Annotated in this window: 26 protein-coding genes and 2 CRISPR repeat arrays; of the genes, 13 read left to right on the top strand and 13 right to left on the bottom strand. The window is 65.4% G+C overall.

What is annotated here, in order from left to right; all coding sequences use genetic code 11:
• Nucleotides 1-375 precede the first annotated feature (375 nt).
• The 3 genes from BN976_RS17700 to BN976_RS33620 all read left to right on the top strand — a co-directional run bounded on the left by BN976_RS17700 (nucleotide 376) and on the right by BN976_RS33620 (nucleotide 4,239).
• The gene (locus BN976_RS17700; RefSeq protein WP_036372587.1) at nucleotides 376-816 is read left to right on the top strand and encodes a MerR family DNA-binding transcriptional regulator; all 441 of its coding nucleotides are present in this window, start codon (nucleotides 376-378) and stop codon (nucleotides 814-816) included.
• Nucleotides 817-901: 85 nt separating this feature from the next.
• Nucleotides 902-1,093, top strand: a complete 192-nt coding sequence (locus BN976_RS17695) for a hypothetical protein (RefSeq protein WP_036372586.1) — start codon at nucleotides 902-904, stop codon at nucleotides 1,091-1,093.
• A gap of 440 nt (nucleotides 1,094-1,533) precedes the next feature.
• Nucleotides 1,534-2,847: direct repeats of the CRISPR family, unit length 29 nt; unit sequence GTCTCCCCCGCGCAAGCGGGGATTGATCC.
• Between the two features lie 94 nt (nucleotides 2,848-2,941).
• Nucleotides 2,942-3,646: a CRISPR direct-repeat array (repeat unit 29 nt).
• 341 nt (nucleotides 3,647-3,987) lie between these two features.
• Entirely contained in the window at nucleotides 3,988-4,239 is a 252-nt protein-coding gene (locus BN976_RS33620; protein ID WP_036372579.1) for a hypothetical protein, read from the top strand.
• Between the two features lie 141 nt (nucleotides 4,240-4,380).
• Here the strand turns inward: BN976_RS33620 and BN976_RS17685 are convergent, their stop codons facing one another.
• On the bottom strand, nucleotides 4,381-4,629 hold the full coding sequence (locus tag BN976_RS17685; protein WP_036372576.1) for a hypothetical protein: 249 nt from the start codon (nucleotides 4,627-4,629) through the stop codon (nucleotides 4,381-4,383).
• Between the two features lie 166 nt (nucleotides 4,630-4,795).
• Between BN976_RS17685 and BN976_RS17680 the strand changes: the two genes are divergently transcribed.
• Nucleotides 4,796-5,137 (top strand): hypothetical protein, encoded by a 342-nt coding sequence (locus BN976_RS17680; RefSeq protein ID WP_036372575.1) that lies wholly within the window; start codon nucleotides 4,796-4,798, stop codon nucleotides 5,135-5,137.
• Nucleotides 5,138-5,333: 196 nt separating this feature from the next.
• On the opposite strand, the gene BN976_RS17675 is transcribed toward BN976_RS17680, so the two are convergent.
• The 3 genes from BN976_RS17675 to BN976_RS33855 are packed head-to-tail and all read right to left on the bottom strand — an operon-like array spanning nucleotide 5,334 to nucleotide 6,268.
• Nucleotides 5,334-5,903 carry a putative endonuclease domain-containing protein gene (locus BN976_RS17675; RefSeq protein WP_036372574.1) on the bottom strand — a complete coding sequence of 190 codons (570 nt, stop codon included), beginning with the start codon at nucleotides 5,901-5,903 and terminating at the stop codon, nucleotides 5,334-5,336.
• Between the two features lie 8 nt (nucleotides 5,904-5,911).
• Nucleotides 5,912-6,094 (bottom strand): hypothetical protein, encoded by a 183-nt coding sequence (locus tag BN976_RS17670; protein WP_036372571.1) that lies wholly within the window; start codon nucleotides 6,092-6,094, stop codon nucleotides 5,912-5,914.
• Nucleotides 6,095-6,112: 18 nt separating this feature from the next.
• Nucleotides 6,113-6,268, bottom strand: a complete 156-nt coding sequence (locus BN976_RS33855; protein ID WP_158498031.1) for a hypothetical protein — start codon at nucleotides 6,266-6,268, stop codon at nucleotides 6,113-6,115.
• Nucleotides 6,269-6,452: 184 nt separating this feature from the next.
• On the opposite strand from BN976_RS33855, the gene BN976_RS17665 reads away from it, so the two are divergent.
• Genes BN976_RS17665 through BN976_RS17655 form a run of 3 tightly spaced genes read left to right on the top strand, consistent with a single transcriptional unit; the run spans nucleotide 6,453 to nucleotide 7,108 of the window.
• Complete coding sequence (locus BN976_RS17665; protein WP_036372569.1) at nucleotides 6,453-6,707, top strand: hypothetical protein; 255 nt, start codon at nucleotides 6,453-6,455, stop codon at nucleotides 6,705-6,707.
• Nucleotides 6,707-6,916, top strand: coding sequence for a hypothetical protein (locus BN976_RS17660; protein ID WP_036372566.1), 210 nt, complete (start codon nucleotides 6,707-6,709; stop codon nucleotides 6,914-6,916). The genes BN976_RS17665 and BN976_RS17660 overlap by 1 nt, the downstream gene beginning before the upstream one ends.
• 6 nt (nucleotides 6,917-6,922) lie before the next feature.
• The gene (locus BN976_RS17655) at nucleotides 6,923-7,108 is read left to right on the top strand and encodes a hypothetical protein (protein WP_036372565.1); all 186 of its coding nucleotides are present in this window, start codon (nucleotides 6,923-6,925) and stop codon (nucleotides 7,106-7,108) included.
• Between the two features lie 232 nt (nucleotides 7,109-7,340).
• Here BN976_RS17655 and BN976_RS17650 read toward each other — a convergent pair whose 3' ends face one another.
• Complete coding sequence (locus tag BN976_RS17650; RefSeq protein ID WP_145977973.1) at nucleotides 7,341-7,805, bottom strand: hypothetical protein; 465 nt, start codon at nucleotides 7,803-7,805, stop codon at nucleotides 7,341-7,343.
• Between the two features lie 225 nt (nucleotides 7,806-8,030).
• Between BN976_RS17650 and BN976_RS17645 the strand changes: the two genes are divergently transcribed.
• The 4 genes from BN976_RS17645 (at nucleotide 8,031) to BN976_RS17635 (ending at nucleotide 9,566) form a co-directional block, all read left to right on the top strand.
• The gene (locus BN976_RS17645) at nucleotides 8,031-8,669 is read left to right on the top strand and encodes a hypothetical protein (protein ID WP_036372561.1); all 639 of its coding nucleotides are present in this window, start codon (nucleotides 8,031-8,033) and stop codon (nucleotides 8,667-8,669) included.
• A 105-nt stretch (nucleotides 8,670-8,774) separates the two neighbouring features.
• A complete protein-coding gene (locus tag BN976_RS33615; RefSeq protein WP_145977972.1) occupies nucleotides 8,775-8,984 on the top strand; it encodes a hypothetical protein in 210 nt (69 codons plus the stop codon).
• Entirely contained in the window at nucleotides 8,981-9,286 is a 306-nt protein-coding gene (locus BN976_RS17640) for a hypothetical protein (protein ID WP_051558483.1), read from the top strand. Before BN976_RS33615 ends, BN976_RS17640 begins: the two co-directional genes overlap by 4 nt.
• Nucleotides 9,279-9,566: a hypothetical protein gene (locus BN976_RS17635; protein ID WP_145977971.1), complete on the top strand. Its 288-nt coding sequence runs from the start codon at nucleotides 9,279-9,281 to the stop codon at nucleotides 9,564-9,566. Before BN976_RS17640 ends, BN976_RS17635 begins: the two co-directional genes overlap by 8 nt.
• Here the strand turns inward: BN976_RS17635 and BN976_RS17630 are convergent, their stop codons facing one another.
• The 6 genes from BN976_RS17630 to BN976_RS17605 all read right to left on the bottom strand — a co-directional run bounded on the left by BN976_RS17630 (nucleotide 9,567) and on the right by BN976_RS17605 (nucleotide 12,902).
• Nucleotides 9,567-9,995: a hypothetical protein gene (locus BN976_RS17630; protein ID WP_145977970.1), complete on the bottom strand. Its 429-nt coding sequence runs from the start codon at nucleotides 9,993-9,995 to the stop codon at nucleotides 9,567-9,569.
• Nucleotides 9,996-10,155: 160 nt separating this feature from the next.
• Nucleotides 10,156-10,365 (bottom strand): hypothetical protein, encoded by a 210-nt coding sequence (locus BN976_RS17625; protein ID WP_036372554.1) that lies wholly within the window; start codon nucleotides 10,363-10,365, stop codon nucleotides 10,156-10,158.
• Between the two features lie 31 nt (nucleotides 10,366-10,396).
• Complete coding sequence (locus BN976_RS17620; RefSeq protein ID WP_145977969.1) at nucleotides 10,397-10,786, bottom strand: hypothetical protein; 390 nt, start codon at nucleotides 10,784-10,786, stop codon at nucleotides 10,397-10,399.
• A gap of 13 nt (nucleotides 10,787-10,799) precedes the next feature.
• The gene (locus tag BN976_RS17615; protein WP_036372549.1) at nucleotides 10,800-11,198 is read right to left on the bottom strand and encodes a HepT-like ribonuclease domain-containing protein; all 399 of its coding nucleotides are present in this window, start codon (nucleotides 11,196-11,198) and stop codon (nucleotides 10,800-10,802) included.
• The gene (locus BN976_RS32735; protein ID WP_084182326.1) at nucleotides 11,199-12,194 is read right to left on the bottom strand and encodes a nucleotidyltransferase domain-containing protein; all 996 of its coding nucleotides are present in this window, start codon (nucleotides 12,192-12,194) and stop codon (nucleotides 11,199-11,201) included.
• A 39-nt stretch (nucleotides 12,195-12,233) separates the two neighbouring features.
• The gene (locus BN976_RS17605; RefSeq protein ID WP_235622073.1) at nucleotides 12,234-12,902 is read right to left on the bottom strand and encodes an exonuclease domain-containing protein; all 669 of its coding nucleotides are present in this window, start codon (nucleotides 12,900-12,902) and stop codon (nucleotides 12,234-12,236) included.
• A gap of 579 nt (nucleotides 12,903-13,481) precedes the next feature.
• On the opposite strand from BN976_RS17605, the gene BN976_RS17600 reads away from it, so the two are divergent.
• Entirely contained in the window at nucleotides 13,482-13,820 is a 339-nt protein-coding gene (locus BN976_RS17600) for a hypothetical protein (protein WP_036372547.1), read from the top strand.
• Nucleotides 13,821-13,883: 63 nt separating this feature from the next.
• Here the strand turns inward: BN976_RS17600 and BN976_RS17595 are convergent, their stop codons facing one another.
• Complete coding sequence (locus BN976_RS17595) at nucleotides 13,884-14,633, bottom strand: metallophosphoesterase family protein (RefSeq protein WP_036372544.1); 750 nt, start codon at nucleotides 14,631-14,633, stop codon at nucleotides 13,884-13,886.
• 90 nt (nucleotides 14,634-14,723) lie between these two features.
• On the bottom strand, nucleotides 14,724-15,023 hold the full coding sequence (locus tag BN976_RS17590; protein WP_235622072.1) for a DUF6247 family protein: 300 nt from the start codon (nucleotides 15,021-15,023) through the stop codon (nucleotides 14,724-14,726).
• A gap of 301 nt (nucleotides 15,024-15,324) precedes the next feature.
• On the opposite strand from BN976_RS17590, the gene thrC reads away from it, so the two are divergent.
• A complete protein-coding gene (thrC, locus tag BN976_RS17585) occupies nucleotides 15,325-16,356 on the top strand; it encodes a threonine synthase (protein ID WP_084182325.1) in 1,032 nt (343 codons plus the stop codon).
• Nucleotides 16,357-16,441: the final 85 nt, after the last annotated feature.

Below are 16,441 nucleotides of genomic sequence, written 5' to 3'. Positions count from 1 at the left end.
GATTTGAACCTGCGACCACTTGACCCCCAGGAGTGTAGAGCACTGTTTTCCCAGCTCGCTACAACTGAGCCGACGGCGCTGAACTGGGAAAATGCTCGTTTAGGTCGCTATCGGATTACCCGTTGAGTGTCACCGATGTGTCACTCTAACCGAGCGCGGAATGGCTTCTGAACTGCGCTGACAAACGACGGGGACCGATTCAGCGTGTCACGTCTGCGTGCTTGACGCCAGGGCCGTTTTGATGCGCGCCGGCACCGGGCCGCCGGAGGTCCGCCGACGCCTGCGCCCACAGCTGCGGAACGGTTCGCCGGACGTTGCCGGCGCTGCGGGTCGGGGCGCTACCGTCGAGGCTCGGACGCGAAGGGGGTATGCCGGATGGGCGAGCTGTTGAAACTCTCCGAGGTGTCGAAACGGTGCGGGATCAAAGTGCGCACACTGCAGTTTCTGGTGGCCGACGGACTGCTGCCCGCCGAGCGCACACCGCAGGGCCATCCATTGATCCCCGATGACGCCGTGCCGACCTGGGCACAATGCCGGGCACTGCTGGAGCGACATCGCGACCGGCACCTACAGCAGGCCGCCAGAATGCTCGACCGGGTGCTCCTCGAACTCGAAGCGGTGCGCAACGACATCAACGAAGCTCGCGAGCACCCGACCGAACCGCTGGGCATCGACTTCACCGCTGCGTCGCGATATGGCTCGGGATCCGGACAGACGACACTCGCAGCGGCGCTGACCCAGTTTGAGCACGCCCGCATCAACGTGGAGCTGTACCACCGCGCACTCTGCGACGTCATCGAGGCAGACAGAGGCTGACCGGTCTCGCTGGCTGATCGATCGGATCCGTAAGTCCGCCGCGCCAGGCGCCCGTCCCCGGCTCGGCAGCTGAGAGTCTGCCGACATGTCGATGAACCTGAATCTGAACGCATCCACCGACGGCTACGACGACGCAGAAGCACTCGCGGCTGCGCTCGAATCGGTAGCCGCGAAGATCCGCACCGCCGGCGGCGACCCGGTGCATGCCGACGGCGACATCACCGTGTCAGCCAGCGGCGAGAATCAGAGCGTGTTCCTGTCGTTTGTCGCGAGATAGTTCGCCGCCCACCCGCCCTGAACCGCGAAGCCGACGCCTGAAACCGGCTCCGGGGCCACGCTGTTCGACAGCTTCGACCAGATGGCACCCGCGCCGCGCGGTAGGCTGCGGTGTGCGCTAGTCTCTAAATTAGAGAATTAGTGAGTTCTCCTGCAAGATTGACAACTGAACACCGACCACCAACTCCGCAGCTGCGCTCCACTGCGTCGAGCTGGATGATCGTGGCGAAGACCGCGACCCGTACCACCAGGAGCACCCGCACCACCCCGAATTACCGGAACGACCACCGCTGCGCTCGCGAGAGGGCATCCTTGCGGCTTTCCGCTCGCCCAACGTGGCTAGGCGGTGTTTCACCCTGCCCGCACCACGTTCTCAGGAAACGCACAGGTTCTTTGGTAACAAAACGATAACGGCGAGGGTAAACCCGCAGGTCGCCTCTTGTCTCCCCCGCGCACGCGGGGATTGATCCAAATAGCCGGGGGATCGAGTTTGATGCCGCGGGTCTCCCCCGCGCACGCGGGGATTGATCCAACGCCATGACCGACCCGCGAGCCCACGCCACCAGTCTCCCCCGCGCACGCGGGGATTGATCCGGGCCGGGCGATCGTGGCCGACGCGCTCTTCGGTCTCCCCCGCGCACGCGGGGATTGATCCCCACACGCGCGTGACTTCGACCACCGCTTCATGTCTCCCCCGCGCACGCGGGGATTGATCCCAGATGCCTGCGTCGCCGAGGCGCTGTATGAGGTCTCCCCGCGCACGCGGGGATTGATCCCAGATGCCTGCGTCGCCGAGGCGCTGTATGAGGTCTCCCCGCGCACGCGGGGATTGATCCCAGCTGTGGCGCGAGTACCTGCGTGTCGTCGGGGTCTCCCCCGCGCACGCGGGGATTGATCCAGAACCGAATTCGTCGGTCTCGGTGTACACGGTCTCCCCCGCGCACGCGGGGATTGATCCGTCACCGTCGGCCAGTGCAGCCAGCGCCTGGGTGGTCTCCCCCGCGCACGCGGGGATTGATCCCGAAAGCGCGACGGTGCCCTCGATCTCGATGAGTCTCCCCCGCGCAAGCGGGGATTGATCCGCGGCGAGCTGCTGGCCTGGCTGATCCTCGGCGTCTCCCCCGCGCAAGCGGGGATTGATCCCAGTCGATTCCATACCCGTCATCGCGCTCGAAGTCTCCCCCGCGCAAGCGGGGATTGATCCCTGCGAGCTGCGCCTCCCGCCAGGCATGCTCCGTCTCCCCCGCGCAAGCGGGGATTGATCCGTGCTGCTCGACCTGGCGGGCCAGCGGCCGATCGTCTCCCCCGCGCAAGCGGGGATTGATCCTGCGGTGCGGGCAGCGGCGCTGGTGCTGATCGGTCTCCCCCGCGCAAGCGGGGATTGATCCTGCTACAGAAACGCAAGAGCGATCCCACTCAGGTCTCCCCCGCGCAAGCGGGGATTGATCCAGAGCCACCCGGAGTGCCACCCGCGGAGGGCTGTCTCCCCCGCGCAAGCGGGGATTGATCCCATGACCGACGGGCCGCGGGAGCTGGATCGTCGTCTCCCCCGCGCAAGCGGGGATTGATCCGGCGCAACGATCGCCAAGTGCGCCCACCCGCAGGTCTCCCCCGCGCAAGCGGGGATTGATCCGGGGATTGCGGCGCGGAGCACGATGGCCTCGAGTCTCCCCCGCGCAAGCGGGGATTGATCCTCCGCTCGTGGTCGCCATCGTCGCGTCGTTCAGTCTCCCCCGCGCACGCGGGGATTGATCCGGTCCCGATGGATGTGCGGACCCGGCGATGGCGTCTCCCCCCGCGCACGCGGGGATTGATCACCGAGTCGCGCAGCGACAGGAATGACGCCACCAGTCTCCCCCGCGCACGCTGGGATTGATCCCACGCGGCGGTCATCCCGATCAAGCGTGGCCGGTCTCCCCCGCGCACGCGGGGATTGATCCCACTCGCTGTCGACAGCGTTCAGGATCCGGGCAGTCTCCCCCGCACACGCGGGGATTGATCCTCCGGTGCGATCTGGACGAACGTGCCCGGTACGTCTCCCCCGCGCACGCGGGGATTGATCCAAAGACGCTGACGACCGGCGCCATCGCCGAAAGTCTCCCCCGCGCACGCGGGGATTGATCCGAGGATTGCTCATCGCGTGAACGGCGTCGGCAGTCTCCCCCGCGCACGCGGGGATTGATCCGACACTGGACCTGTGCACCCTCGGTCCCGCAGTGTCTCCCCCGCGCACGCGGGGATTGATCCGACACTGGACCTGTGCACCCTCGGTCCCGCAGTGTCTCCCCCGCGCACGCGGGGATTGATCCGTCCACGTCGAGCTGTTCCTGAATCCGATCGAGTCTCCCCCGCGCACGCGGGGATTGATCTGCGTGGTCCGCCTGGTGCAGCCGCCGCATGGAGTCTCCCCCGCGCACGCGGGGATTGATCCACCACGGCAGCCCGTTCGGCGGCCGCCTGGGCGTCTCCCCCGCGCACGCGGGGATTGATCCAGTCGACGCGTACACGCGGACATTGGAGCTGAGGTCTCCCCCGCGCACGCGGGGATTGATCCGATCGACAGCCGCTGGTTGTCGTGCCATTCTCGGTCTCCCCGCGTAGGCGGGGATTGATCCAGGGCTGCAATGGAATTCGGCCTCGATGGGGAGTCTACCCGCGCAAGCGGGGAGAGATCCGCGTTCGTGACTCCATCCGCGATGACGAACGCCGTCTCCCCCGCTCAAGCGGGGATTGATCCCACGGGGTACGGCACCGTTGTCCATGATGAGGTCTCCCCCGCACGCGGGGATTGATCTGGCCGCTCGCCGGCATCTGGCATGATCCGTCGTCTCCCCTCGCGCACGCGGGGATTGATCGCGGTACGCACGCATACAGAACAGGAAGGACCATCCAAATATGTCCGCGCCGAAAAGCAAGAATGAACAGGACGCCATCGACTACCACATCGGCGAAGCCCACAAAGCGGCGCAGGTGGCATCGGCCTACCTATCCGATGCCGTTGGACCGACAGAAAGCGGGATGACCCCAGAGCAGCTACAGCAACTCAGCTACTTCAGGACCACAGTCGTAACGGCCGCTACTCGGGTCGCCGACACGCACACCCGGCTGTTGAAACTCAGGCTCGCAATTGGCGATACGGCGTTTTAACCTTGCCGTCGTCCGTACAGTGCCCCGGAGAGAAACTGGGTGCAAGTCAACACAACCTTGACAGCCAATGCAGTACGGACCGAGAACACGGCTGGCCCTGGCGCCGTCACTTGTTGCCGAGCCCTGTGTCTCGCTCCAGCCTCAGCGCAGCTGTTCCGGGATCTGGTGGTCGCACCCGGGGATCAACTTGCGCTCCCCGAACCGCGTGGTGTTGTCCGGATCCTCGCGCACGAAGTGCATCAGCGTGGACGCCTGCCCGATCAGTTGACCGTCGATGAACACTTGGGCGGTGGCGTTGTCGCGCGCACCGGCCGGCAGATAGGTAGCGCGGCCTTCGCGGGCGGCGTTGAGCACGTCGACTCGCAGCTGTTCGTAGTTCGGGCTGCCCATGGCGATGGTTCCTCTCGTCGGCTGATGGCAGCGCGACTGTGCCGGCGCCGGTCCCCTGCCGGCGAGTGGGGCGCGCACGCGCCGCGGCGGTCACCGATCCCGCCCTCGCGGCACGGTGACGGCGCCGGACACCAACGCCGGCCGACCAACACCGAGGAGACATCTGATGAGCACAGCAGCCGAAACCCTGTGGCCGATCCCCGATGACCTGCGTGGCACCGGCCGCACCGCGGCGGAGACGATCCGCGCGTTCCTCGACAAACACGACCTGATGGAGCACGGCGGCGGCGGACGGTTCTACACCCCTGAGCAATGGGCCGATCGCGGCGAGGAATACGGCACACGGTCGCTGCTGGTCGTCACCCATGACGGCGGCGACCATGCGCGGGCGTTCAATCTCGACTACGGCGACCACCAGTCGCACGAAGCCCTGCAGAACGCTCTCGGCGAGGTGGGTGTGTACGTGGAAGGCTGCACAACCTGGTACTCCGCGGTCTACCGCCGCTGATCGTCGATCCGTTGCGTGGACCCGGACAGGCGCATATACCGCCGCGGTTCTCGCGCCAGCCGAGCCCGTACCAGCTCCGGGTCCACGCACGAATCACACAGCCACACACCAGGTAACGGTAGTCCGGGATCAGGCGGGTAGTAGTGCGGGCCCGGAGCACGGCACGCTGAGCATGGGGGACGTACAGGGCCGTGTGTCACGTCCTTGCCGCCGGGACGGTCCAGAACGTCGGCGGCAGCATCCGCGCGCCGGCGACCGCTCGCAGCACCGCGGTCCTGTCACGGGCCGGATCGAAATCCGACTGCTCGATCACGACGTCGTTGGGGCTGAGCGCCTGCGTGCCGGCGATGCGCACCCGCACCACCCGCAGACCCCGTGCGGCATAGAACCGGTTGCGCATGATGTCCTCGGCGATCTTGTCCGGTGTGCCGTGCCAGTGGTGCGGATCGACCTCGACAACGGCGAACGGTCGCCGGACCAAGATGTCGGGGGTGAAGAACCGGTTCTTGCCGGCACTGTCACGTCCCATACACATCAGCGTGCCTTGCGGATAGGTCGCATATCCCGCGTCCTCCAGCACCTTTCGCACTCGCTGTTCAGTCTTCGACGTGGCCGTCGACCCGCCGGCCGACAAGTCACCGGGCCGTGCCCGGCTGCGATCCATCTTCGGCAACACCGGCGGCGTCTTGCGGTGGTTGTGCGCCCATACCGCCCACACCACCAGTAGCGATAGCGGCACCACCGGGTGCAGCAGGAACTCGATCATGCAGTCGTTCAGTCCCCCGCGACGAACGTCAGCTGATCCTCACCGACTGCGTCGAACAGCTCCGCCAGGCTGATCTCGCCGTTCGCGTAGTTGTCGATGTCATGCTGGGCGGCCTGGGCCTGCGTCTGGACATGCGCGGGGTATTTCGACGTGTCGGCGCGATAGCGCAGCGTCATCGTGATCGATGCCATCCGAATGCCTCTCGCGGATCAGGGGTAGACGCGGACCGTGACCGGCGTCCCGGACCGGCGGTCAGTGCCCTCCAAGTCGACGGACGCACGCTTGCCTGCGGCCACCTCACCGACCAGCTGGGCGACGTCGCCGTTGTCGGACAGGGTCAATCTGACGGTGATGTCGTGTGCCATGGCGCCGACCGTAGGCCAGAACAAGCAGGTCTCGGGAGGTGCGGCGCGCGCACTGTCCAGCCGGGACGTCCGCAGGACGTGACACCGACCGAACGATGCGGACGGATGGGCCGGAGTACCCGGTGGCCATCGTGGATCGCGCCGCGTACCCGCTGCACTGTGTGCCACTGACACGATTCCCGGCATGACCTACAACGGACGCGCGGTGCTCGAACAGGTCGCCGCACAACACGGGTGGACCACCATCTCGGTGACTCCGTGCTTCGAAGACCAGGAGCAGGTCATCTACGGCCGCGAGGGCATCGAGATCCTGATCGCGTGGACACCACTGAACACCGCGACGTGTGTCGTGAAGAACTACGGAAAACCCGATGAGACGGTGGCTGACGGCCCGCTGGGTCTGATCACCGCTCGGGGCTGGATGGAGGAGAACTGCTGATGTCGATCATCGGTGACGGCGTCGAGAAGACCCTGACCTACGAGGAGGCCACTGCGATCCTGGCCGAGCCCGGCTACGACGCCTATGGGCGACTGCGCCTGTACGGGATCATCGCCGACGGTGAATCCGCCGGCCAGCTCACCGCCATCAAATCGCAGCAGAACCTCGAACGGTTCAGTTACACCCGCATCTACTCAATCGAACGGTAAAGCGCCATGGTCGAACTCGGCAATGTGGTCAAGACGGCCGACGGTGCGATCGGCGCCGTCGTCGACTGGACGGACCACGGGATGCGCCCGGGCATCTTCACCATCGAGTGGGACGAGGTGACGTTCACCGGCGAAGCTCCCCCACGCCACTGGACACAGGCCGAGGCCGAAGTGCTGACAGTTCTGAGCTGATCTCGGCGGAGTCTACCTGCCCCGACACCAACCCTCGCAGTCCCAACCTCCCGTGCGGTTTCTGCGAGCTGGGCCGCACCAGAACAGCATCGCCGACAGCGTGGTGCGATTGACAGCTGTGAGAGGCATCAGTTGGGAAGTGGCAGAACGGCTAACGGATCGGCTATAGCTGGCCCAACGCGCGAACGGTTGCAGCAACCCGATCAACGAACACGGGGATCGGGTTGCTGCGCTACTCAGGATCCGCGATCCAGTCCGCCGACACCGTCTCAGCGTCGACCAAGAGGCGCCCAACAGAGCCATCAGAGGAGAGCACCAGTGGAACGAGGCTGTTGGCGTTCCCGGGCGCGCGAACCTCGAACGCGACGATGGGAAGGCTGTCACCGTCCTTCGAGGTGGCAGTCAGGCCCGCAGGAGCGGGCAGGATCAGTGACTCGGGTTCTTGGGCCGCCGGTGGCGCGGATTCGGCTGGTGTCCACGGAGATTCCATTGCGACCATCCCCGTCAGCTCCGGGACCGGCTGCACTTCCACGTTCATGTCAAGGTAGCCGGGAACAACACGTTCTCTCTCGGGATTCTCGCGGTGGTGCTGGTGCAGTAGCGCGACCACGGGCCGGGGAAGGTCCGGGTGAACGTACACATGCATCCCCGGAGCCAACGACGTGGCCCCGATCGTCTTCCAGTGCTCGTTCGCCATCATCGTGTCCTCTCGCCTGTCTGGTGGGTTGTCGTGGACGCTACGTTGCGCCGCCTACGAGCGCACCCATCAATTGACCCGCGGCATGGGGGCTGTGATTGTCAGCTATCCGGTGCCCGCAGCTGCGACTCAATCCCGTTCATCGAGATAAGCTGAGTACCGCACGTAGTCACCTGTGCCACCTCATTAGGGAGAGGGCAGTGACTCGGTCTATAGGAGGCCCGGATGTTGAGTCGTGTCGCGCGCGAGTTCGCCGCCGAAATCGCTGACCACGACTGGTCAGACGCACCGTATCGACTGGATCGCGCAGGACACCAGCGCGATTTTGATAGCCGCCCCAGTGCCGGCCGACTCGAAGACGACGAGACTGATCGGTTGCGAACCAACGTTGCGTGGGTAGTTGGGCAGGTTCTCGCGTACTCCGATCCCAACTTCGACATCAACGAGTTCGTCTCGGCCTGCGGTGTTCCTCGATCGATCACGCACCGCACCAACGGCTCTCGCAGTGGCGTGATCGAGAACGGGTTGCGTTGGCGCGATTTTCACAACCGTGCTCTCCACGCCCCGGGTGCACCACTGTGGCGCGCGAAGATGCTGTGCGACGTGACAAACCTCGAGGAATTCGTGCGCCAGTTGGGGTCACTCGCCAGCAGGTCCGCCGCAGGTCCAGGCATCGACCCGCACGTTGACGCGGTCATCGACTCAGCCACAGGGAGAGACCATATCGTGACACTCGTGGTAAAGGCATGGGATTCAGCCGGAGCTGAGCAGCGCGCGATGCAGATCGTCGAAGCTGCCAGCTCGGCTGCACACGGCGGAACGGTGACAAGTATCAGCTGCGTCGAATTCACATTCGCTCCATAGGTGAGTGGCAGCACCGCCGGCTGCCGATCCTGTACGAGACACGCGGACACGGTGCCTCCGTGCCGGGCACCGGATTCCCGCGCTGCTGCTGCCATCATCGCGCGCATGCCAACACACGGTGGACTCGACGACGCCCAACGCCAACGACTCTGTGAAACGAAGGTGACCCTCGACGGGGAGCCCGCACGCATCAGCGGCTGGGCCAACTCGTTTGCCTCAGTGACACGCAGTGATGGCCGCGGCGGGGTCGTCACTTTCGCGTGGGCCACCGCGGCGCACGTCGTGGCGGACAAGAGCGGCGCGTTCTTCTCATGAGCGACACCCGCGTCTGCATCTACGCCAACGAGGTCGCCGGCCCATTCACCGACCGCACCGCCCGCCTGACCATCGTCGGCCAGTTCTCGCTGCCCAACGTGGGATCCACGGCGCTGACGATGGAATACGTTCTCGGTCAGATCAATAACGAGACCTCAGCTGGGTTCGTCGCACCAACACGAGTGGCCCTTGCCGAAGTTCACGGCGGGGACGGCCAACTGCGCGAAGGCGACATGGTGCAGATCAACCACACCCAGTTCATGGTCACCGCGGACAACTTCGCGGAGTGGTCCGGTGAGTAGCTGTACCGTCCACGTCACCGTGCACCTGGACTACGACGTGTGGGACCACCGGGAAACCGAGGCCATCCGGGTATCACGGCACGGACGCGCCGACGCGTACCCACCGCAAGGGCAGCGGGCCACGGGGCAGTGGGACGGAACCAATACTGCAGCTGTGGCCGAAGCGATTGCACACCGCTTCGGGCTCGATGACGATGAACGCGCCCGCGCGGTGTGCGTGGAGGCCGCCGCTGCGATCGAGCAGAGCGATCCCCGTTGGATCGTCACTTTCGAGGTCTGATCACCGGTCCGACATCAACGGATCGGACTGTTCATCCTCGGACGTTGGCGACTGCGCTCTGGGCGCTATCAAGAGCATCAGTCCAGTAGCGATGAGGAGATGTAACTGGGCGGGAAACAGCCACGGCCATAACGGATACCTCATCGCGTCGGCGTACGCGATGAGCGGGAACCAGCTGGCAAGCGCTGTCGCAACTGCGAGAACCACCACCATTCCCGTTGCGATGCGGCGCGACCACGTATGCGATCCCCAGTCGGTCAGGCGAAACAGCACAGCTGTGAAGAGCGTCAGAATCGGAAACGCAGCCCACCAACCGGCAACGGCCACCACAGGGTGGGTCACCCCCTGCACTTCAACCGTCACACGTGTGCACCCCCAGACGACAGCTGCGTAGAGGACTATCAGCAGCGCCGTCGAGATCACGAACACACGCCGAGGCTCCCGCTGTGGATCGTCGCTGCTGGCGTTCCGTTGCGCTGCCATCTACACCCCCGGTGCAATCGATCCGGCATATCCGGATCGGCGCAACATACACCGGCACTGCGACACGTGCAGGCGTGCGGCACAGCAGAGCCGCCAACGCGCACATTCAGCTGAAATCGTCCAGCAACGCCAGCATTTCGGGTGCACGCCAGATCCGGTCGCGGGTACGGCCCGCCGACTCGACAACGATGCCGGCAGCGATCAACGGAGCCAGGTACCGGCGCGGGTGATCCGCCGAGATCCCCAGCGTCCGGCCCACCTGCGCGGCGTTGGCGACCGGCCGGCCAACCAGCAGATCCGCCGACGCGGGGCACACTACCTGCGATTTCGTTGTCCCCGATTGGCAGTCACACTCGCCGGACCGCGACCGCGATCAGCGTGTGCGCGTGCGACATCAGCGCCCGGGCGACCTCCTCGGTCGCCAGCTCGTGCCCGCGACAGACCCCGGCCTCGCTGCTCATCAGTTCATGCAGGGCCAGCATCGCGAACACGCTCTCGCGATCGCCACTTAGCGCCTTCTGCAGCTCGTCGGCTGCCGGCACGGCGGGCAGGTGTGTGACGGCACGCCCGGCTGCCGACACCGTGACCGCATCAGCGGCCGCCTCGCCCGCGCGGATGGCAGCTGCCGCCGACGCCGACCACATCTGCACGTCCAAGCAGCGCTGCGCCGCCGCTGCGCTCTCTGTCGCACGGTCCAGTAGGGCGCGAGCGCGGCTGGTTTGGTCGATGCGCGTCACCAGCTATCCCGCGCTACGGCGAGAGGTCGCGAATGACCGCACACATGTCCGCGATGAGGCCGTCGACATGGTTCTGGATGACGTCCCACACGATGTCGTTGTCGACCGTCACGTACCCGTGGGAGATGATGTTTCGGAGGCTGCGCGCACCTTTCCAGTGTTCGCTCGGGTACCGCACATCGAGATAGTGCGGATCTTTGGAATCCTCCTTGCGCTTCGGATTAATCGTGCGCTCAACGCCATACAAGGATTCACCGGCGCCTTGCAGCTTCATGAGGACGGCGTCGCGGACATCGACGTTGTCCAGCGCCGCACGGGACGGAACCGCCGAGTTCTTCAAGTCCCGAAGCCGGGAAACGCCGAACTCGAGGTGTCCGCAAATCTTCTCTCGCTGAACACTATCCAGATCCATCTACATCACTTTCGTAAGATCACGGGCAACTGTCTTTTTGAACGCCGGATTGATGTCGGTGGCTATATCTACCTTCACGGGCGACAGCGCGTCAGCGGCGTCCTGCAGCGCGACGAGCGCATCCAAGGTCCGATGTTCCGGCGACAGCACGCACAACAGATCGATGTCACTATCTCGGCGATGCACGCCGCGGGACCTGCTACCGAACAGGTACGCCGACGTCACGTGCTGCGCGCGCAGCACGCGGCGCAGTTCGTCGAGTTGCACCGGTAGCACCGCCTGCAGCTCCTGGTCCGTCATAGACCGGCTAACAGGCATCCCACATACCGCTGCAGAATCAACGGCAACCGCCGACATCGGCTCACTCCTCTCTCCGGTTTCCATGCTGGAGGATGCGGAGTTCGATCCCGCTCCGCGGCGCGGACCCCACTCGATCGAAACGCGGGCTTTGCCGCGCACATCTGCCAGGAACCCGTCGTCCTGCGCCGGATCGGCCCACTGGTGGGGCAGCACGCGAGTGACGTTCACCGGCCGCAGCAGCGTCTTCTCGGCGTGACGTGCAGCGTCGTCGAGGTCATCGAGATCGGCGGTTCCGATGACCAGGGCGTCGACATCGGCGGGAGGGGGTCCGGGTTCGCCGGTGAAGCGCCGCGCCCAGGAACCGAACACGTACGCCTCGTCGATTCCCGCGACACTCGACAGCTCCTGAGCCAGCACCGGCAACGGTCCGTAGGTCAGTGCCAGCAGCTCGGTGAGCGGCCGTGACAGGCGGGTGTCAGCGGCCCGCACCAGGCGCATGTTGCCGCGGCGGTGATCCTGCACCAGCCCGGCGTCGGCCAGCCGGCCCACCTCGTGGTGCACCGCACGCACGCTGGCCCCGATCTGGGCGGCCGCCTCGGTCAGGCTGTACTCGGATTCAGGGTGCAGATACAGCAGCGCCAGCAGCTCGCCCTGCAGCTGTGAGCGCAAGATGGGCAGCAGTGCTGATGTTTTCATAACTCGTAATCTAGATTACAGCTTAAGGAAAATACAGGGTCAGAGAGCTGTGACCTGTGATCGCGCGGAGGATAGGGCTGCCGACGCACCGATGCCGTAGTGGTGAGCGAACGCCTGCAGAATGAACAGCGAGCGCCGACAGTCCCCCAGCGTCCGGTGCCCGGAGTCGGGGACCGTCGCCATCACCGCTGCGGCACCGGTGGGATCGACGAATCGCGCGAACTCGGTCAGCGCCGACGCATCGATCGTCCGATGCGTGAACCGCGCCGCCAGCGCCGGTGCATGCACTTCCAGAAACGGCCCATCCAACGCGCGCACCGAGCTGCCAACCATCGGCACCGGATCAGTGATGTCGTGGCGGTCCAGTACCGCGGCGATCAACGCGCCGGCTCCCTCGACCGCGTCGGACACAGCCGAAATCACCTCGCTGCGTTCGCCGTCCGGCGCGGCCAGCAGCTCGTCGACCAAACCGTTGGCCAGGTGCATCTCTTTGGCCACACCCAGATCAGCACCCATATGCCGATCCCGATCGGTCTCCCAGGCCCACAACCGAGTGGCAGGCGTGGCCACCAGAACGGAGAACGCGTCGACCTCGGCCAGCGCCTCGTCGATGATGACGACGCCGATCTCCAGGATCTGGTCGGTGTGCGGATCCAGTCCCGTGGTCTCCAGGTCGATCACTGCGAGACGATCTGCGTTGTGCAACATGGCCGTCACTGTGCCCGCGACGTGTGACATCGCAGCGAGCAACGGGTCGACACGCCGATACGAACCAACCGCTTGGTCGCATGATCTGCTGTTCTGTAGTACCCAGCTGTCGACGACTTACTCAGGCAGCCGGCTCGGCGCGTCGCGCACACGCACGCTGCGGAAATGCCGCAGCAGGGTAGGTTTCGGCTCCACCGCACAGCCCATGGATTGGAGTCGATGTGCCGACACGACCGCCGCTATATCCCGTCAGCGCTCCTCAGCCGGGGCCTGTCGCGCACGAACCGGCCGGGCATGCCACTGACATCCGTGTGCTCCCCGCGGAGATCAGGCGCCACGGTCCCGCCGCGGCGATTGTTCTCGCACGCATCAGGTACCGCTGCGCGGTGGGTGGGCCGGACTGCATCGAACGCGACGGGCACCTGTGGTGGCGGGTCTCCCACGCGCAGCTCGGCTATGAGGTCGGGCTCACCGACAAGCAGACACGGTCAGCGACGAACCGACTCGAAGGCGCAATCGTCACTGCACACTTTCCGCCAATGTCCAATCAGTCGCGGGCCTACCGAGTTGGCGCGACACATGAATGAGGACAGCCACAGGTGGAAGTCGCAGAACAAAAAGCTCAAAGCTGCGCAGGAATTAACCGCTGAAATAGCGCACGCAGTCGATAAGTATCTCACCACGCAGATCGGAGATCCGACCGGCTGCAACAAGGCGCCATTCCTCGCGGATGGCAATTACCCCGACCGCGAAGACATCAAGAACGCCGTCAACACCATCTGGGACGGCATCCACGCGCTGTACCGGATAGATCCCGAGGCACGCAAAGTCCAGTGGCGCGCCGGTTTCCCCTTTGTGTCGAACGGGGATTCCCAGTGGCTCCTCGGCGGGTCGATCTCTGTTGACCCAGACCAGTAGAGAAGTATGCCGCTCCATCCGGCTCCACTACCTGCCGTTTCGTTGTCCCCTCCGAAGCTGCGGTCAGACCGTGAGATCCAGGATCATCATGCTCTTGACGAAGCTGTCCCCGTCGGCGGCCAGGCCGATGCAGCGGGTTTCACCCCGATAGGCGGTGTACCGGACGTGATAGTGGCCGTGGTAGAACGCCTTCGGTGCGGTGGCGTCGACGACTTCACCGATCATGGCGCGGTGCAGGTCAGCGGCATACAGCTCCGCGGGCGGAAAACCACCGGGCAGGCCGGGGATCTCGTAGCCGTCCGGAGCATCGTGCGCGACGATCACATCGACCGGTCCACCGCTGATCGCGTGGGCGACATCAGCTTCGGTAAGACGTTCCTCGGGCCACCAGCTCACACCGGGCTTGCGCATCGGGCGATCGACGGAGTGCGCCCCGCCCAAAGCCATCCAAGTCTTGCCGTGCCACCGCCAGCGCAGACCCCGCGGCAGGTGAAAGATGTGCGGCCGGATCGGTCGCAGCCCCGTGGCCGAGTCGATTGGCAGTTCGTTCAGCCCCGGGTGGAACTCATGATTCCCGTCCACCCACAGCACCGTCACCCCCTGACGCACGCACGCTTTCTCGATCTCGTCGAGGTAGTCGTCACGGCGCAGTCCCGGCACCCAGAACCCAAAATCACCGAGCTGCAGGATCACCCGGATACCGCGCACACCCGCAGAGATGATCAGCGATGTTGCCCAGCCTGTGTTGCCGTGCCAGTCGCCGGCGAGCATGACCATGCCCGGGCCCGGCTCCTGCAGAACGGTCGTCGTCATCTGTCCAGGGTCGCAGGCCGCACCGACACCGGACCAGCGATTATCGGCGACACGCGGAGGTTCCGCGGCTGTTGGAGGACGTGACAGCAGTTAGACCCGCACCCAGCTCCCGTGATCATCCCGCTCCCAAAGGCCGGAACAGTCACCAGCCCGGGCTCGGGCGACCACAGCGCGTTCCTCGGCGGTCGGCGGGTGCAGAACCGAGTAAGCGATGGGCCACCATTTGTCGATGACAGCCTGCACCCGGCCCAGATCGAAATCGTCGTCGGCCTCGGCCAGGGCGATGCGGAACTCCGCCTCGAATTCTGCGCACTGAGCAGCTGCGCGCTCGGCCAGGACTGCGCGGATGGACGGACCGGTACGGTCCACTCCGATCGACGTAGGCGCCACGCTCTCGAGTTTCGCACGCTTCAGCTCCGCCGAACCTGCGGCCGAAGCGGCCGATCACGCGCCGGCTCAGCTGTGCCGCCGCGCGGGGTACGGCACCTGGTGGCACAGCTGCACGGCTGGACTATCGTCGCAGTTACGGGAGCTGTCACGTCGCGCCACCTATCGAGGCGGCGTACGGCGCGAGGTATCCGTCGAGCAGCAGTGCTAGTCTCTAAAATAGAGAATTGGCTGATTAAGGAGCAACGACGCCGTGACTGCCACCCACCAGCCTTGGCCGGGCCTGATCGAGGCTTATCGGCACATGCTCCCCGTGTGCGATACCTGGGATACGGGATGGACGCCGGTCACGTTGCGCGAAGGTGCAACGCCGCTGCTGCCGGCCCGCGCGCTCTCCGAACTGACCGAATGCGCAGTGCACCTGAAGGTCGAAGGTCTCAACCCGACCGGATCGTTCAAAGATCGCGGTATGACAATGGCGGTGACCGAGGCGAAAGCGGCCGGAAAGCGCGCGGTGCTCTGCGCGTCCACCGGGAACACATCCGCATCCGCTGCGGCATACGCTGCTGTCGCCGGCCTCGACTGTGCCGTTCTGGTGCCCGCGGGGAAAATCGCGATGGGCAAGCTGGCCCAGGCAGTCATGTACGGCGCCACCATCCTCGAAGTGGACGGGAACTTCGACGAGTGTCTTGAGCTTGCGCGCAAGACAGCAGCTGCGTTCAGCGACATCGCGCTGGTCAACTCGGTGAACCCTGTGCGCATCGAGGGTCAGAAGACCGCGGCTTTTGAGATCGTCGACGCACTTGGTGATGCCCCCGATGTGCACATCCTGCCGGTCGGCAACGCCGGCAATATCACCGCCTACTGGAAAGGCTACGGCGAGTACGCCGCGGACGGGAACGCCACAGGCCGTCCACGCATGTTGGGCGTGCAGGCTGCCGGCGCTGCACCCCTCGTTGAGGGGGCACCGGTGCAAAACCCGGAGACCATCGCCACAGCGATCCGCATCGGCAGCCCGGCGTCCTGGAGCCAGGCCGTGAACGCACGCGATGAGTCCCGCGGACAGTTCCGCGCAGCCGCCGATGACGCCATCCTTTCCGCTTACCGGCTTTTGGCCGAGACGGAGGGCGTGTTCGTCGAGCTGGCCTCTGCTGCGTCGATCGCCGGACTTCTCGCCGCGGTCGAGGACGGCTGGATCGCGCGGCGCTCCACGGTGGTCTGCACCGTGACCGGCAACGGCCTCAAAGACCCGACTACCGCGATGGACACTGCGCCTCAACTCTCCCGCATCAGGGGTGATGTGGCGGAAGTCGCTGCGGCTCTTGGAGTCGACTGAGTCGCGCCTCAATCGTCGATCTGCTGGCGGACAGACCATTCTCCCCGGGAATGCGGCTCCACCCCGGAGTTGCACCACCGTGAAC

Origin of the sequence: Mycolicibacterium austroafricanum, assembly GCF_000612725.1 — a bacterium.
GTDB classification, from domain to species: domain Bacteria; phylum Actinomycetota; class Actinomycetes; order Mycobacteriales; family Mycobacteriaceae; genus Mycobacterium; species Mycobacterium austroafricanum.
This window is presented reverse-complemented; position numbering and strand designations above follow the sequence as displayed.

Bases quoted from the DNA above. Each gene is read 5' to 3' on its own strand.
- BN976_RS17700 (WP_036372587.1), top strand. From the start codon at position 376: ATGGGCGAGCTGTTGAAACTCTCCGAGGTGTCGAAACGGTGCGGGATC.
- BN976_RS17695 (WP_036372586.1), top strand. From the start codon at position 902: ATGTCGATGAACCTGAATCTGAACGCATCCACCGACGGCTACGACGAC.
- BN976_RS33620 (WP_036372579.1), top strand. From the start codon at position 3,988: ATGTCCGCGCCGAAAAGCAAGAATGAACAGGACGCCATCGACTACCAC.
- BN976_RS17685 (WP_036372576.1), bottom strand. From the start codon at position 4,629: ATGGGCAGCCCGAACTACGAACAGCTGCGAGTCGACGTGCTCAACGCC.
- BN976_RS17680 (WP_036372575.1), top strand. From the start codon at position 4,796: ATGAGCACAGCAGCCGAAACCCTGTGGCCGATCCCCGATGACCTGCGT.
- BN976_RS17675 (WP_036372574.1), bottom strand. From the start codon at position 5,903: ATGATCGAGTTCCTGCTGCACCCGGTGGTGCCGCTATCGCTACTGGTG.
- BN976_RS17670 (WP_036372571.1), bottom strand. From the start codon at position 6,094: ATGGCATCGATCACGATGACGCTGCGCTATCGCGCCGACACGTCGAAA.
- BN976_RS33855 (WP_158498031.1), bottom strand. From the start codon at position 6,268: ATGGCACACGACATCACCGTCAGATTGACCCTGTCCGACAACGGCGAC.
- BN976_RS17665 (WP_036372569.1), top strand. From the start codon at position 6,453: ATGACCTACAACGGACGCGCGGTGCTCGAACAGGTCGCCGCACAACAC.
- BN976_RS17660 (WP_036372566.1), top strand. From the start codon at position 6,707: ATGTCGATCATCGGTGACGGCGTCGAGAAGACCCTGACCTACGAGGAG.
- BN976_RS17655 (WP_036372565.1), top strand. From the start codon at position 6,923: ATGGTCGAACTCGGCAATGTGGTCAAGACGGCCGACGGTGCGATCGGC.
- BN976_RS17650 (WP_145977973.1), bottom strand. From the start codon at position 7,805: ATGGCGAACGAGCACTGGAAGACGATCGGGGCCACGTCGTTGGCTCCG.
- BN976_RS17645 (WP_036372561.1), top strand. From the start codon at position 8,031: ATGTTGAGTCGTGTCGCGCGCGAGTTCGCCGCCGAAATCGCTGACCAC.
- BN976_RS33615 (WP_145977972.1), top strand. From the start codon at position 8,775: ATGCCAACACACGGTGGACTCGACGACGCCCAACGCCAACGACTCTGT.
- BN976_RS17640 (WP_051558483.1), top strand. From the start codon at position 8,981: ATGAGCGACACCCGCGTCTGCATCTACGCCAACGAGGTCGCCGGCCCA.
- BN976_RS17615 (WP_036372549.1), bottom strand. From the start codon at position 11,198: ATGGATCTGGATAGTGTTCAGCGAGAGAAGATTTGCGGACACCTCGAG.
- BN976_RS32735 (WP_084182326.1), bottom strand. From the start codon at position 12,194: ATGAAAACATCAGCACTGCTGCCCATCTTGCGCTCACAGCTGCAGGGC.
- BN976_RS17605 (WP_235622073.1), bottom strand. From the start codon at position 12,902: ATGTTGCACAACGCAGATCGTCTCGCAGTGATCGACCTGGAGACCACG.
- BN976_RS17600 (WP_036372547.1), top strand. From the start codon at position 13,482: ATGAATGAGGACAGCCACAGGTGGAAGTCGCAGAACAAAAAGCTCAAA.
- BN976_RS17595 (WP_036372544.1), bottom strand. From the start codon at position 14,633: ATGACGACGACCGTTCTGCAGGAGCCGGGCCCGGGCATGGTCATGCTC.
- thrC (WP_084182325.1), top strand. From the start codon at position 15,325: ATGCTCCCCGTGTGCGATACCTGGGATACGGGATGGACGCCGGTCACG.